This is a genomic window from Bifidobacterium margollesii, from assembly GCF_002860355.1.
Classification (GTDB): domain Bacteria; phylum Actinomycetota; class Actinomycetes; order Actinomycetales; family Bifidobacteriaceae; genus Galliscardovia; species Galliscardovia margollesii.
Genome location: NZ_NMWU01000035.1, coordinates 79098 through 92920, shown reverse-complemented (window position 1 = coordinate 92920; position 13823 = coordinate 79098). Strand labels below are relative to the sequence as shown.

Sequence of the window (13823 nt, the reverse complement as noted above, 5' to 3'; positions counted from 1 at the left end):
CAGATCATTGCGATTCCAGCCGACCTGGCCATTGACCTTCAATGAGATCGAGGCCGGTGACTGACCCATTGCCGTGGCTAGTTGTCGATAGCTGATGTGGTTGGCTGAAAGCCACATTTTTATCGGATTGTTCACAAATTCTCTCCTTATTCGTTTTTCCTAATCACGAAGATTAGCGATTGGATTTGTTAAACGCAAATTTTGGATATATACTTCGTTTAAGAATGCTAAATCGCGTATGAAAGGAAACGGAGCGAACATGACTGCGGCAACAGCAAGTCCAATGACGAAGGATTCCGAGCAACGTCTGGCAGCCGTCATTGCGTTTAACATAAAGGTGTCACTGGCGGCAAAAGGTCGCTCTCAGACGGCTCTGGCTGAGGCATTAGGTATTAAACGGTCCGCAATGTCTCAAAAAATGACCGGAAGAACAGGCTGGTCGATCATCGATCTTGTCAATGCATCGCGCTTTCTCGGCACGAGCATTGAGCACCTCATTGATGATTCGCTCTTGAACAGCATGGATGTTCCCGAAAACGAAAAAACCGTGGCGGGCGACTCCCGACCACGGTTCCTGGTGGCTCCTGCGGCTGGGCTTGAACCAGCGACCGTCCGATTAACAGTCGGATGCTCTGCCAACTGAGCTACGCAGGAATGCTGTAGGCCGAATCCATCAGCTCACAAAAATTAAATATTAGCAAGCAAATTCCATAAACGCAACCGTGGCGTGTCGCATACGGATTCTCATACCGTTCGTTTCATAGATGCCCGCCAATCCTTGAAATTTCAAGGCAATCAAACATTCGACCACAATTCATCGTCGAGTTGGCAGATCGCTCTACAACCAGATTGGATGGACACCAAGACCGGCGGATCGGCAACCCAGCCAGACCCCCGATCACCGTGAACGGCGCATGAACAGTATCGTGCTGCAACTGCGCCGAAAGAATCGGGACAGGAGAACGGCATGATGAATCCTCGTAAAAACGGATACGCGAAAGACCGTAGGCGGCGGTATGCCCATAGCATGAGGCGTAAAGGCGAACGTTCGTATCGACGACGTCTTTCGGTGGCGACGACCATGGCACTGGTGAGCGTGCTTGGCTTATGGGTGGGACTGATTGTCCCCGAATCAGGGCTCGCTCCGGCCGCGGTTGCAGACGTCGCAGGATCATGCCGCGCATCCTTCATATGGCCGGTGAGGTCCGGCGGAGCCGATCCTCCGCTGACCAAGACCTTCGATAATCCCGCGAAGCCATGGCTGCCCGGTCATCGAGGAGTCGATATCGCCGCAGATGAGGGGACGCAGCTGGTCGCTCCCGCTCCGGGCGCGATTTCATTCGCGGGCGGTGTGGGAGGCAAGCATGTGGTCAGTATTCGGCATCATCATGGTTTGACCACCACCTATGAGCCCGCCAGAACGAGTCTTGGGGTCGGCGCATCGGTATCTCGGGGAATGTCATTCGCCCATGTTTCGGGGCATTCGGATCACTGTGACGGTTCGTGCGTGCATTGGGGTGCCAAACGGACGGACGGCACCTATGTCGATCCCGTCCATGAAGTGCATCGGAAACGCATCGTTCTCAAGCCAATGTGATCAGTTCTCAAGCCAATACGATCATTGCCGGAGCATCGCGCTGCCGATCTGAATTTGGATCTCAGATCAACGACCTGGCGTTCAGGCTTGTCGCCGCTTCGAACTGCTGACCAGATCAGGCTCGGCAAGGCCCTCGGCGGCTGCGGCGTTGACGATCACCTCATCAACGTCAGCCATATCCGGCAGACGGAACATGGTGTCTTCCAGAATCCGTTCAATGATGGAGCGCAATCCACGGGCGCCTGTCCCCTGCTTTATCGCCATGGAGGCGATGCACCGCACGGCGTCGTCCGTGAACGTCAGTCCGACGCCGTCGGCCTCGAACAGTTTCTGATACTGCTTGATCAAGGCATTGGCCGGTTCCGTGAGAATGGCGGCGAGATCGGTCTCGGTCAGATCATCGAGTACGCTGATCACCGGCAGTCTGCCGATGAACTCCGGAAGCAGACCGAAACGTTCCAGATCGTCGGCGGTGACGTGCCGGAGCAGATCCGCTCGGTTCGGTTCCTCGGTCTTCGCCCCCGATACCGAAAAGCCGCTGGAACGTCGAGCCGTCCGCCGTTCTACGATGTCGTCCAATCCGACGAACGCACCTCCGCAGATGAACAGGATGTTTCTGGTGTCGATCTGCACCATCTCCTGGTCCTTGTGCTTTCGGCTGCCTTCAAGCGGCACGGATGCGATGGTGCCTTCGATGATCTTCAGCAGGGCCTGTTGAACACCTTCGCCGGAAACGTCACGGGTGATCGACGTGTTCTCACCTGATTTTCTGGCGATCTTGTCGATTTCGTCGATATAGATAATGCCTTTTCCGGCACGATCGATATCACCATCCGCGGCCTGAATCAGCCGCTGCAGCACCGTTTCCACGTCATCGCCCACATATCCCGCCTCGGTGAGCGTGGTGGCGTCGGTGATGACGAAGGGAACGTTCATCACACGGGCCAAGGTGTGTGCCAGATAGGTTTTTCCCACGCCGGTGGGCCCCATCAGCAGGATATTGGACTTGGACACCTCCACGTTCGCCAGAGGGTCGGCCGGATCGGAACGCCGCGAAGAAAGCCTCTGCCCCTTTTCCGCCAGTTCCATATTCACCCGTTTGTAATGGTTGTACACCGCCACGGACAACGTTTTCTTGGCGTCCTTCTGACCTATGACATATCGATCGAGATATGAGAATATCCTGCTCGGCGAAGGAAGCTTCAACGCATTCGCCTTGGCGGTCTCCTGCCGCTCCTCGGATATGATGTCGACGCATAGTTCGATGCATTCATCGCAGATCGACGCCCCCGGTCCCGTGACCAGCTTGCGCACCTGACGTTCGCTTTTGCCGCAGAACGTGCAGCAAGGCACATCTTCGCCATAGCTCACCACACGACTCATGACGGTGCTCCTTCATCCGCATTCCGGCGCCCGTGCGCCGATCCTTCCGTTTATCAACGATACCGCCGCGGCCTTGCCTCAACCGTGATTTCATCGATCCATAATCGTGGTTTCCGGTCGCCCCGTCATGAAGGCGATCCCGTGAGATATACGGAAGGTCGGGGCCCTCGAAATCCAGGACTCCGACCTTCGGCGGATCAGCGAATCAGGCGCGGTTCTCGATCACCTCGTCGACGATGCCGTATTCCTTGGCCTGCGGTGCCGTGAGGAAGGTATCGACTTCGATGTCCTTGCGGATCTTCTCCACATCCTGACCAGTGTGCTTGGCCAGCGTGTTCTCCAGCCATTCACGCATGCGCAGCATCTCCTTGGCCTGGATTTCGATTTCGGTGGCCTTGCCGAAGTCCTGGCCCATGGCAGGCTGATGGATCAGCACGCGAGCATTCGGCAGCATCAGTCGCTTGCCCTTGGTGCCGGCGGCCAGCAGGATCGCGGCAGCGGATGCCGCCTGTCCAAGGCAGACGGTCTGCACGTCGGGCTTGATGTACTGCATGGTGTCGTAGATGGCGGTCATGGCGGTCATGGAGCCGCCGGGCGAATTGATGTAGATCATCACGTCACGGTTCGGATCCTGGCTTTCCAACACCAGCAGCTGCGCCATGATGTCATCGGCGCTGGTATCGTCCACCTGAACGCCCATGAAGATGATGCGATCCTCGAACAGTTTGGTGTACGGATCCTGCCTCTTGAATCCATATGGGGTCTTCTCCTCGAACTGAGGCAGAATGTATCGGGCCTGAGGCATCGAACCGGCCAGACGCTGTGCACGGGCGATGTAACGCGCTTCTTCGGAAGCCATATCACTCCCCCTTCTCGGTGGTGATGGAGCTCGGAGTGGTGACGAGCTTGTCTACGAAGCCGTACTCCAGAGCCTGCTGTGCGGTGAACCAATGATCGTACTCGTTGTCACGGTAGATCTCCTCCACCGTGTGCCCGGTCTGTTCGGCGGTCAGTTCGGCCATGGTGCGCTTCATATCCATGATCAGTTCGGCGTTGATGCGCACATCCGTGGTGGTGCCGCCCACGCCGCCGGAGGGCTGATGCATCAGCACTCGTGCATGGGAGGTGAGGAAACGCTTGCCCTTGGTGCCGGAGCTCAGCAGGAACTGTCCCATGGATGCGCACATGCCCAGACCCATCGTGGCCACATCGGGCTCGATCAGCTGCATGGTGTCGTAGATGGCCATGCCCGCGGTGATTGAGCCACCGGGTGAATTGATGTACAGCCAGATGTCCTTCTTGGGATCCTCCGCCGCCAGCATCAGCATCTGTGCGCAGATGCGGTTGGCCATGTCGTCCTTGACCTCTTCGCCCATCCAGATGATGCGCTCCTTGAGCAGCCGGTTGAAAATCGGATCAGCCGGCCCGGCGGGCATGTCGCCGCCGTCCATCATGGGCGAGGACTGAAGATAGTTGCTCACCTTGTCTCCTTCAATAATGTGACTCAATTACCGAGATTACAGCGTCGATGAACTCCGACCGACGATTTGCGCTCAAAAGTGAATATGATCACAGCCATGCTCGGCAATACGAAAAAGGCTCCCGCCCTGTAAGGAGGCGGGAGCCTTCGGCATGACGACCTGATACGTCGGTCGCCATCCTACGATTCACTCTTCAGTGGCTTCGGCCTTCTCCTCGGAGATCTGATCGGCGACGGCCGCGGCGGCGGAAGCCGCCTCGACGCTCTCCTGAGCCTCGGCTTCGGCCTCATCCTCGCCAAGGAACTGGCTCAGATCGATCTCGTTGCCCTCCGGATCCACGAAGGAAACGGCGCGCATGCCGGCCAGCAGACCCTTGGAACGGCCCACTTCCTGTACGGCGGAACCAAGCTGACCACCCTGAATGATGGACTGGATGAAACGGTTCGGCTCCATACCGTACTGCTGCGCAATGGAGGCGAGGAAGTTCATCACATCATTCTGGGCGACCTTGACGTCCAGCTTCTCGGCAAGCGCGTCGAGGGTGATCTGATCGCGCAGTTCCTTCTCGGCGGCTTCGGCGGCTTCCTTCCGCTGCTCGTCGGTGGCCTTCTCCGGATCCGGGGTCAGCTGCTTGAGTCGCTCGTCGGTCAGCTCCTTGAGGATGCCCTTCGGCAGCGGAATCTCGACGGAATCCTGAAGCTTGGCGATGAAGGCATCGCGGGCGTCGGTGGCCTGACGTCCCTCGGCATCGCGTTCGCACTGCTTGCGAACATCGGCCTTGAGCTCGTCGAGGGTATCGAATTCGGAGGCCTCGGAAGCGAAGTCGTCGTTCAGCTCCGGCAGTTCCTCGGCCTTCACGGAGTTGACCTTCACCTTGACCTGGGCCTTCTCGCCCTCGTGCTCGCCACCCTGCAGAGTGGATTCGAAGGTGGTCTCCTCACCTGCGGACAGGCCTTCCAGAGCCTCGTCGATGCCGTCAAGCATGGTGCCGGAACCGATCTCGTAGCTCACACCCTCCTGGGAGTCAACGGACTCGCCGTCGATTTCGGCGACCAGATCGATGCTGGCGAAGTCGCCCTTGGCTGCTGGACGATCAACGCCCACAAGAGTGCCGAAGCGCTGACGCAGGTTCTCGAGACGAGCGTTCACATCGTCGTCGGAGACGGCGGGCTTGGACACTTCGATCTTCAGACCGTCAAGCTCGGGCAGGTCGAACTTCGGACGAACCTCGACCTCGGCGGTGAACTTGAGCTTGGTCTCATCCTTGGCGGAGGCCGGCAGCTCCTTGACGTCGAACTCGGGCTGGGCCATCGGGCGAATTTCCTTCTCCTCGCAGGCCTTGGAGTACAGCTCGGGTACAGCGTTGTTCACGGCCTCTCCGGCGACGGCGCCGAAGCCGATGCGACGGTCGATGATCGGACCGGGCACGTGACCCTTGCGGAATCCCGGGATGTTCACCTGCTTGGCGATCTCCTTGCGAGCCGCATCAAGATACGGGTCGAGCTCATCGGGATTGACGGTAACGGTCAGACGAACCTTGGTGGGTTCCAGATTCCTCACGCTGATTTTCACTCTGCGCTCCAATTCGTTGAAAACTTTGGTTAGGCCATTCAAGGCAACCGCTATATCATAACCCTACCCAGAGACTCGGCGACCAGCGAAATCTGCCAGTCCCGTGCTCCCTGCCCGGTAAGATACCCGGCGATGTCGTCGGGAAGAGGGTCCTGCCAGCATAGGTTGCGTAGAGTCTTCGGCTTGACGATCATCTCGATCGGCGTATGCGTGTCCTCGCCGATCTGCGCGATGACGCGCCTCGCGTTCTGCAGTCTGGAGTACCGGTCGGGATGGTGCTCCTTCCAGTACTTCATCGAACGGGGTGCGTTCGCGTTCTCCCCCGCGGACTGAGGCGCGGTCTTCGGCAACTGGGACGAAGGCAGCGTCAGCGCTTCGATGATCGCGTCCCTCCATACCGTCGGCCTGACGCTTCGTTGGATGGGCGCGTAGCGTTCGAACATCTTGTCCTGCTCGCTGCCGGTGTGCATCCGCACGCGCTCGTTAAGCGATCGGATGGATCGGAACATGCGGATGTTGCGCGGCTTGCGCTGTGCCGCCTCGATGATCGCCGCATCGGAAAGCAGCAGGCTCGGAGCGATGTCGAGCCGCCGGGCGCATTCGTCCCTGGCCGTCCATAGACTGCGGACGACGGCCAGCCCCCTCAGATCGTTGTTCAGCGCCGTGATATGCGACACGCGCCGCCACGGTTCGGGGTGTGCGGGATGCTCACGGCTTCCCTGATCGAGCAGATATGCGAACTCCTCGGCCGCCCACCCCTGTTTGCCCTGCGACCTGAGTTCGGAAAGCAGTCGGACGCGCAATTCGATCAGCACTTCGACGTCAAGGGCGGCATAGTTGCGCCAGTCCCTTGGCAACGGACGATACGACCAATCGGCCGCGGAATGTTCCTTGGCCAGCACAAGACCAAGATAGTGAGCGGTGACCGAAGCCAGGCCGAAACGAGTGTTTCCCAGCAGTCGGGCCGCCACTTCGGTGTCGAACAGCGACCGTGGCTGCAATCCGATCGCGAAGAATCCGGGCAGATCCTGCAGTGAATCATGGATGATCCAATCATCGTCGCCTATGGCATCGTTGAACGACGACCAGTCGACTCCCTGATCGGCAAGGGCGATCGGATCCACCAAGGCGATGCCCGCACCTTCACGCTTGAACTGGATCAGCCAATCCTCGTGCCCGTATCTGAACCCGGATGCACGTTCCGCGTCGGCGGCCAGAGGCCCTTCGGCGTCGGCGAACCGGTCCACCATGTCGTCGAACTCCTCGCGGGTGTCGATCACGTCCGGCACACCGGCCGCAGGTTCCTTGAGCAGATGGGGTTCGTTGACTTCAGTCACGGAAAGAGTCTGTCCCTTCTTCATTGTCCATGAGGGAGCTCAGAAACCGCGCCCACATGTCTATCTGTCTTCCTGCGTCCAAGATACCGGTTTCGCTCGCCGGTGTCCACGAGGCGCGCGCCTCGCAGCCCACCGAAGCCGAAATCCGTCCATCATCCGGAGCCGAAGGAAACCTCGTATTGTGATTGACGCTGACCGTACCGATCAGAGAGCCCAGCCGACGCCCGGCCAACAGACGCTCGACATCCGCCCAGTACAGTGACGGGGTCAGACTGTTGTGATTTTCCGGGCCCAACGCCCATGACGCAAACGCCACGCAACGCCAATGAGACGCCCACTCGGGACGGGCCTGTCGTGCGTAGAGCACCATGATCCATCCGGACACGGCTGCGTCCACATGCTCCCCGGTCGTCATTTCCACACCGATGCCGTAATCCGCCAACGAAGCGGGAACCGGGATCTCCCGATATTCAAGATCATCACGCAGAGTCATCCGCCGCACCGATCGAACGGCCTCGTCAACCGCCTTCGGTACGCCGTCCGTCCGTGCTTCGGACCGCTCATCCGTCGAGCCGGCCGTCTTCATCGACATCGTGGCCGGAAACGTATAGATTTCTGCTGCCATACTTACAGGCTAAACGGTTTGGCCCCGTTTGCACGGATTTCGCGGATTTTCCTATGGGCGGGTTGCGAAAACAACGGTGAGCGGATATGCGAACGTCGCGTCCCGGACGATTCGGAGACGCGACGTTCGCATGATGAATCCAGCTATGCCGCTCCTGCGGAGCAGCCACGGGGACGACCATCAGTAGACGACGAAACCGTGGTCCTTGAACTGGTTGCACACCCGTTCGCGCAGTTTGGCGGACGGCCCCTTGGCATCCTCGAGCGGATACGGAATGCGCATTTCGTGCCACTTCGGGCGTCCGAGCTGATGGAAGCCCAGCACATCGATGTGCTCCACGGCGTCGCCGAACGTCTCGCAGATGTTCGCGACCTCCTCGACGTTTTTCTCGGAATCGGTCAGGCCCGGCACCAGCACGAATCGCACCCAGATCTTCACACCATGCCTGGCAAGTCTCTGACCGAAGTCGATGGTGGGCTGCAGGATGCCGCCGGTCACCTTCTTGTATGTCTCCTCGTCGCCCGATTTGACGTCGAGCAGGCACAGGTCGATGTCGTCGAGCTGTTCGTCGGTATAGTTGGCCCCCAGAAATCCCGAGGTATCGAGACAGGTGTGCACACCCATCTCCTTGGTGGCGCGGAACACCCGGGAAACGAAGGCCGGCTGCATCATGGATTCGCCGCCGGAGAAGGTGATGCCGCCACCTGTGGCCTTGAACAGTTCCTTGTAACGGTCGATCTTCTTGACCATGGCATCGAAGTATACGGGCTTGCCGTCACGCATCTTCCAGGTATCAGGATTCTGGCAGTACTGGCAGCGTAGCGGGCAACCGCTCATGAAGACGGTCATGCGCGTTCCCGGACCGTCGACGGAAGTGTTGATGTCCCAGGAGTGGACGAAGCCGATATCACCGGACTTCAGTGCGTGCAGACGATCGCGTCGATCAAGTCCGATTGGTGATTCGAACCCGGAGAGCCCGCCCATCAGCGTCTGGCTGGCATACTCCTTGTTCGTTTTCAGCATATGCGGCGTAGTCGTTCTGAACTGCGTGGTGTAAGACATCGGCGTCCTCTTTTCCGAAAAAACAGGGGCGGGACAATCGCTGCCCCGCCCCCAACATATCACCGTTTACACGGTTGCGGCTGATTTAGGATCAGTCGGTGACGGCTCCCTGGTGGAAGGTACGGGAGATCACGTCGAGCTGCTGCTCCTTGGTGAGCTTCACGAAGTTCACCGCGTAGCCGGAGACACGCACGGTGAGGTGCGGGTACTTGTCCGGGTGCTCGACGGCATCCTCCATGGTCTCCTTGCGCAGAACGTTGATGTTCGCGTGGTAGAGGCCGTGGCCGTTGCCGGCATCCAGGATGCCGACCAGGTTGCCGATGCGCTCCTCCTCGTCGCGGCCAAGGCCATCAGGGGTGATGGTGTTGGTCAGCGAGATGCCGTCCAGAGCGTCGTTGTAGTCGATCTTGCCGACCGAGAACATGGACGGCAGCATGCCGTGGGAGTCCATGCCGTTCTCCGGGTTTGCACCAGGAGCGTACGGGGTGCCCTTCTTGTGGCCCGACGGGAAGGAACCGGTGTTCTTGCCGTACTCCACGTTGGAGGTGATGGTCAGGATGGACTGGGTCGGAACGGCGCCACGGTAGACGGGCAGGCGCTTGACCTGGCCCATCACGGTGGACACAACCCACTTGGCGATGTCGTCGGCGCGGTCGTCGTCGTTGCCGTAGATCGGGAACTCGCCCTCGGTACGGTAGCCGACCACCAGATCGTCATCGGCACCATCGACGTACTCGTACTCGTGGCCCTCAAGGTTCTTGGCGTCCTTGTTGTAGATCGGGTAGACCTTGGCGTACTTGATGGCAGCCAGGGAGTCAGCGGCGATCGACAGACCGGACATACCGCAACCAAGGGTACGGTACACTTCCTTGTCGTGCAGAGCCATCTCGATGGACTCGTAGGCGTACTTATCGTGCATGTAGTGGATGATGTTCAGAGCCTGCACGTAGGTCTCGGACAGCCATTCCAGAGCCTTCTCGTAGTTGGCCTTGACCTTGGCGTAGTCCAGAGTGCCGTCGGCCTCGGGAGCGATCGGATCGATGACGCCCTTGTCGATGACCTGCATGCCGGTCATCTCGTCGCGGCCGCCGTTGATGGCGTACAGCAGGGCCTTGGCGGAGTTCACACGAGCGGCGAAGAACTGCATCTGCTTGCCGACACGCATCGGGGAGACGCAGCAGGCGATGGCGGCGTCGTCGCCCCAGTGAGCACGGATTTCCTTGTCGGACTCGTACTGGATGGCGGAGGTGTCGATGGAGATCTTGGCGCAGAAGCGCTTGTAGCCTTCAGGCAGCTTCGGATCCCAGAAGATGGTGATGTTCGGCTCGGGGCCAGGTCCGAGGTGCTCAAGGGTCAGGGTGTTGAGCAGACGGAAGGAGGTCTTGGTGACCATGGCACGACCGTCGTCGGCGAAGCCGGCGTCCGACCAGGTGGCCCAGTAGGGGTCACCGGAGAAGATGTTGTCGTAGTCCTTGGTACGCAGGAAGCGGACGATGCGCAGCTTCATGACGATGTTGTCGATGATCTCCTGAGCGCGGGTCTCGTCGATCACACCGTTCTCCAGATCGCGCTGGATGAAGCAGTCGAAGAAGGCGGAGTTACGGCCGAAGGACATGGCGGCGCCGTCCTGGCTCTTGACGGAGGCGAGGTAGCCCATGTAGGTCCACTGCACGGCTTCCTGAGCGTTCTGGGCCGGACGGGTCAGGTCCAGACCGTACTCGTTGCCGAGGTTGATGAGCTGCTTGAGGGCCTTGATCTGCTCGTCGTGCTCCTCGCGGAAGCGGATCCAGTGCTCGATCTCGGTCTCGGTGAAGTCGTTGCGGTAAGGAATGGAGTCCTTATCCTTCTTCTTCTGCTCGATCAGGAAGTTCACACCGTACAGGGCGACACGACGGTAGTCGCCGATGATGCGGCCACGGCCGTAGGCGTCCGGCAGACCGGTGAGGATCTTGTTGTGGCGGGCGATCTTGATCTGCTTGGTGTACACGCCGAACACGCCATCGTTGTGGGTCTTGCGGTACTTGGTGAAGATCTTCTTGATCTCCGGATCAGGCTCCTTGCCGGCTTCCTTGATGGCCTGCTCGACCATACGCCAGCCGCCGTTCGGCATCATGGCGCGCTTGCAGGGGACATCGGTCTGCAGACCGACGATCACGTTGTCGCGTTCCGGGGAGTCGATGTAGCCAGCCGGGAAGGCATCGATGCCGGCCGGGGTGTGGGTGTCCACGTCGTAGACGCGCTGCTTGCGCTCGACGGCAAGGTAGTTATCGTCCAGGTACTTCCACAGGTACTTGGTGTTCTCGGTGGCGTTGGCCAGGAAGGACTCGTCGCCCTCGTAGGGGGTGAAGTTCTTCTGGATGAAGTCGCGAACATCGATCTCGTTCTGCCAGTTACCGCCGTTGAAGCCAGCCCAGGCCTTGGCCTGAAGATCTTCGGCAGAAACCTTAGCGGCATCTACTGCTGTCATATTCAATCTCCTTGTTAGAGGAACCGCAGCGGCTGCGTCTTCGCTCCGCTGTCACCAATAATATTACCGAGCGAATGGCGGTTTCATGCCGTTTTTCGCGTGACGTTCCTCACATTTTGAGCACGCTCTCAATGGCTTTTATGGCCCAGCTCACATTGACCCCGTGAGCTGGATCACAAAGCCTTAGCATCGCCGATCGTCCGTTGGAAACGGGGTCTGCGGACGACGTCGCGCAGACCCCGATGCGGATGCGGGATCGGTCACGACCTCTGGGCTCGCTCAGAGGTCCGTATCACCTCCAGCCGCGATCCTGCTCCTCCCACTTGCGGTTGCGCTCCTCCGCGATCTTCCATGCGTTGAGCGCATCCTCCTCGCTGTCGTACGGCCCCATACGCTCACCGATCGGTGACTGGGGTCCGAGTTCGGCCTGCTCGGTACGGGTGTTGAAATACCATTTCTTATCGTTCATTGCTGCTCCTTTCGTCATTGAGCCACCACGACGTCATCGTTCCCTTCGGGGAGGGGGGTGGATCATCGTGGATCCGCATTCCCGTATTCGCGCTATTCGCGCTATTCGCGGAACCGGCTGGTGATCGGCAGCCGGCGGTCGCGTCCGAACGCCAGAGACGTGACCTTCGGACCGAGCGGATACTGACGCCGCTTCCATTCGGCGCGATCCACCAGACGCATCACCGTATCCACGGTATGCTCGTCGAAGCCGTCCGCAAGCAGATCGGCCCTGCCATGCGCATGTTCGATATAGGCGGCAAGCACCCTGTCGAGCAGATCGTATTCCGGCAGCGAGTCGGAATCCTTCTGTCCAGGCCTCAGTTCGGCGCTCGGCGGCTTGACGATGGAATTGACGGGAATGATCTCCTTGGCCTGAACGCCGCGACAGGCGGGATCGATGCCCGCCACCTGAACGCCTCCGATGCCGATTCCCTCCTTCGCCGCGCGGTTCCGCCACCTGGCGAGCTGCCATACACGGGTCTTGAGCAGATCCTTGATCGGAGCGTATCCGCCGACGGCATCCCCGTAGATCGTGGAATACCCGCAGGCCAGCTCGCTTTTGTTGCCGGTGGCCAGCGCAAGCAGACCATGGGCGTTCGAATAGGCCATCACGATGACGCCGCGGATGCGCGCCTGAAGATTCTCCTGAGCCACGCCGGTGAGCGACAGCTGCCGCTGATACGCCTCGAACAGCGGTTCGATCGGCTGGATTTCATAATGCGCACCGATGTTTTCAGCCAGATCGGCTGCATCGTCCTTCGAACCGTCGGAGGAATACCGGCTCGGCATGGAGATGCCCCACACGTTCTCCCCTCCGCAGGCGTCGGCCGCCATGGCGGCGACCAGCGCCGAATCGATGCCGCCGGAAAGGCCGAGCACCACACCCTTGAACCCGTTCTTCGCCATATAGTCGCGCAGCCCCAGCACGCAGGCGGTGTACACCTCCTGATCGGGGTCGAGCACCTCGGCGATCGTGGAGACAAGCCCGTCATGTCCCTTCTCGGCCAGAGTCCAGAAGCTCAGGTCCTCCACGAACTGCGGAGAGCGCTCCAGAATGGTGCCGTCACGGTCGATGACGAAGCTGCCGCCGTCGAAGACCAGATCATCCTGGCCTCCCACCTGGTTGAGATAGATCAGCGGGGCGTCGACCTCATGGGCCCGCCGCTGCCCGAGATCCACGCGCACATGGCCCTTGCCCTCCTCGTACGGAGAGCCGTTGATGGTGAGCAGCACGTCGATGCCCTGCTCGGCCAGCGCCGCCACAGGACCTCCGTCCTGCCAGATATCCTCGCAGATCGCCACGCCGATGCGCCGCCCATTCACCTCGAAGACCAGCGTATCGGAACCGGGACTGAAAATGCGGAACTCGTCGAACACCCCGTAGTTGGGCAGGAAATGCTTGTCGTAACCTGCCCAGACCACACCCTGATGCAGCACCACGAGCCTGTTCTGCGGCAGCGAGGCCTCACGGTCGGTGCCCACGGTGCCCACGACGATATACAGGTCTCCCAACCCCTCGTCGTTCAGCCTTGACGCGAGCTCGTCGGCCTTGTCCCATGCGGCCCTGCGGAACGTGGCGCGAAAGGCCAGATCCTCGATCGGATATCCCGTCAACGTCATCTCGGGGAACACCACCACATCGGCATTCCCCTGCGCCGCCCGGCGGGCATACCGTAGCACCTTGTCGGCGTTGCCGTCCAGATCGCCCACGCAGGTATCGATCTGGGCCAATCCGAACCTGATCCGTCCGCTGCTTCGTTCGTCGGTCATATACACTCCTCTGCCGATT

General features: G+C 59.8%; 11 protein-coding genes and 1 tRNA gene. 1 reads left to right on the top strand and 11 read right to left on the bottom strand.

The features are described from left to right. Positions 1-578: 578 nt before the first annotated feature. Positions 579-654 (bottom strand) — tRNA-Asn (locus tag Uis1B_RS09595). Positions 655-1081: 427 nt separating this feature from the next. Here Uis1B_RS09595 and Uis1B_RS09590 point away from each other — a divergent pair. Beyond that, a complete protein-coding gene (locus Uis1B_RS09590; protein ID WP_165782838.1) occupies positions 1082-1597 on the top strand; it encodes a M23 family metallopeptidase in 516 nt (171 codons plus the stop codon). 81 nt (positions 1598-1678) lie between these two features. Here the strand turns inward: Uis1B_RS09590 and clpX are convergent, their stop codons facing one another. The 10 genes from clpX to Uis1B_RS09545 form a co-directional block, all read right to left on the bottom strand. Next, positions 1679-2980 carry an ATP-dependent Clp protease ATP-binding subunit ClpX gene (clpX, locus tag Uis1B_RS09585; protein ID WP_101617782.1) on the bottom strand — a complete coding sequence of 434 codons (1302 nt, stop codon included), beginning with the start codon at positions 2978-2980 and terminating at the stop codon, positions 1679-1681. A gap of 205 nt (positions 2981-3185) precedes the next feature. Continuing rightward, entirely contained in the window at positions 3186-3839 is a 654-nt protein-coding gene (locus tag Uis1B_RS09580) for an ATP-dependent Clp protease proteolytic subunit (protein WP_101617780.1), read from the bottom strand. Position 3840: 1 nt separating this feature from the next. Next, positions 3841-4431 carry an ATP-dependent Clp protease proteolytic subunit gene (locus Uis1B_RS09575; RefSeq protein WP_165776696.1) on the bottom strand — a complete coding sequence of 197 codons (591 nt, stop codon included), beginning with the start codon at positions 4429-4431 and terminating at the stop codon, positions 3841-3843. Positions 4432-4647: 216 nt separating this feature from the next. After that, positions 4648-6033: a trigger factor gene (tig, locus tag Uis1B_RS09570; protein WP_101617778.1), complete on the bottom strand. Its 1386-nt coding sequence runs from the start codon at positions 6031-6033 to the stop codon at positions 4648-4650. A gap of 50 nt (positions 6034-6083) precedes the next feature. Continuing rightward, a complete protein-coding gene (locus tag Uis1B_RS09565) occupies positions 6084-7394 on the bottom strand; it encodes an HRDC domain-containing protein (RefSeq protein ID WP_101617777.1) in 1311 nt (436 codons plus the stop codon). Next, complete coding sequence (locus tag Uis1B_RS09560; RefSeq protein ID WP_101617775.1) at positions 7363-7995, bottom strand: DUF3000 family protein; 633 nt, start codon at positions 7993-7995, stop codon at positions 7363-7365. The genes Uis1B_RS09565 and Uis1B_RS09560 overlap by 32 nt, the downstream gene beginning before the upstream one ends. A gap of 180 nt (positions 7996-8175) precedes the next feature. Beyond that, positions 8176-9057, bottom strand: a complete 882-nt coding sequence (gene pflA, locus Uis1B_RS09555; RefSeq protein WP_101617773.1) for a pyruvate formate-lyase-activating protein — start codon at positions 9055-9057, stop codon at positions 8176-8178. A 91-nt stretch (positions 9058-9148) separates the two neighbouring features. Then, positions 9149-11524, bottom strand: a complete 2376-nt coding sequence (gene pflB, locus Uis1B_RS09550; RefSeq protein ID WP_101617771.1) for a formate C-acetyltransferase — start codon at positions 11522-11524, stop codon at positions 9149-9151. A 292-nt stretch (positions 11525-11816) separates the two neighbouring features. After that, a complete protein-coding gene (locus tag Uis1B_RS12065) occupies positions 11817-11993 on the bottom strand; it encodes a hypothetical protein (protein ID WP_165782837.1) in 177 nt (58 codons plus the stop codon). A gap of 101 nt (positions 11994-12094) precedes the next feature. Further along, positions 12095-13804 (bottom strand): NAD+ synthase, encoded by a 1710-nt coding sequence (locus Uis1B_RS09545; RefSeq protein ID WP_101617768.1) that lies wholly within the window; start codon positions 13802-13804, stop codon positions 12095-12097. Positions 13805-13823: the final 19 nt, after the last annotated feature.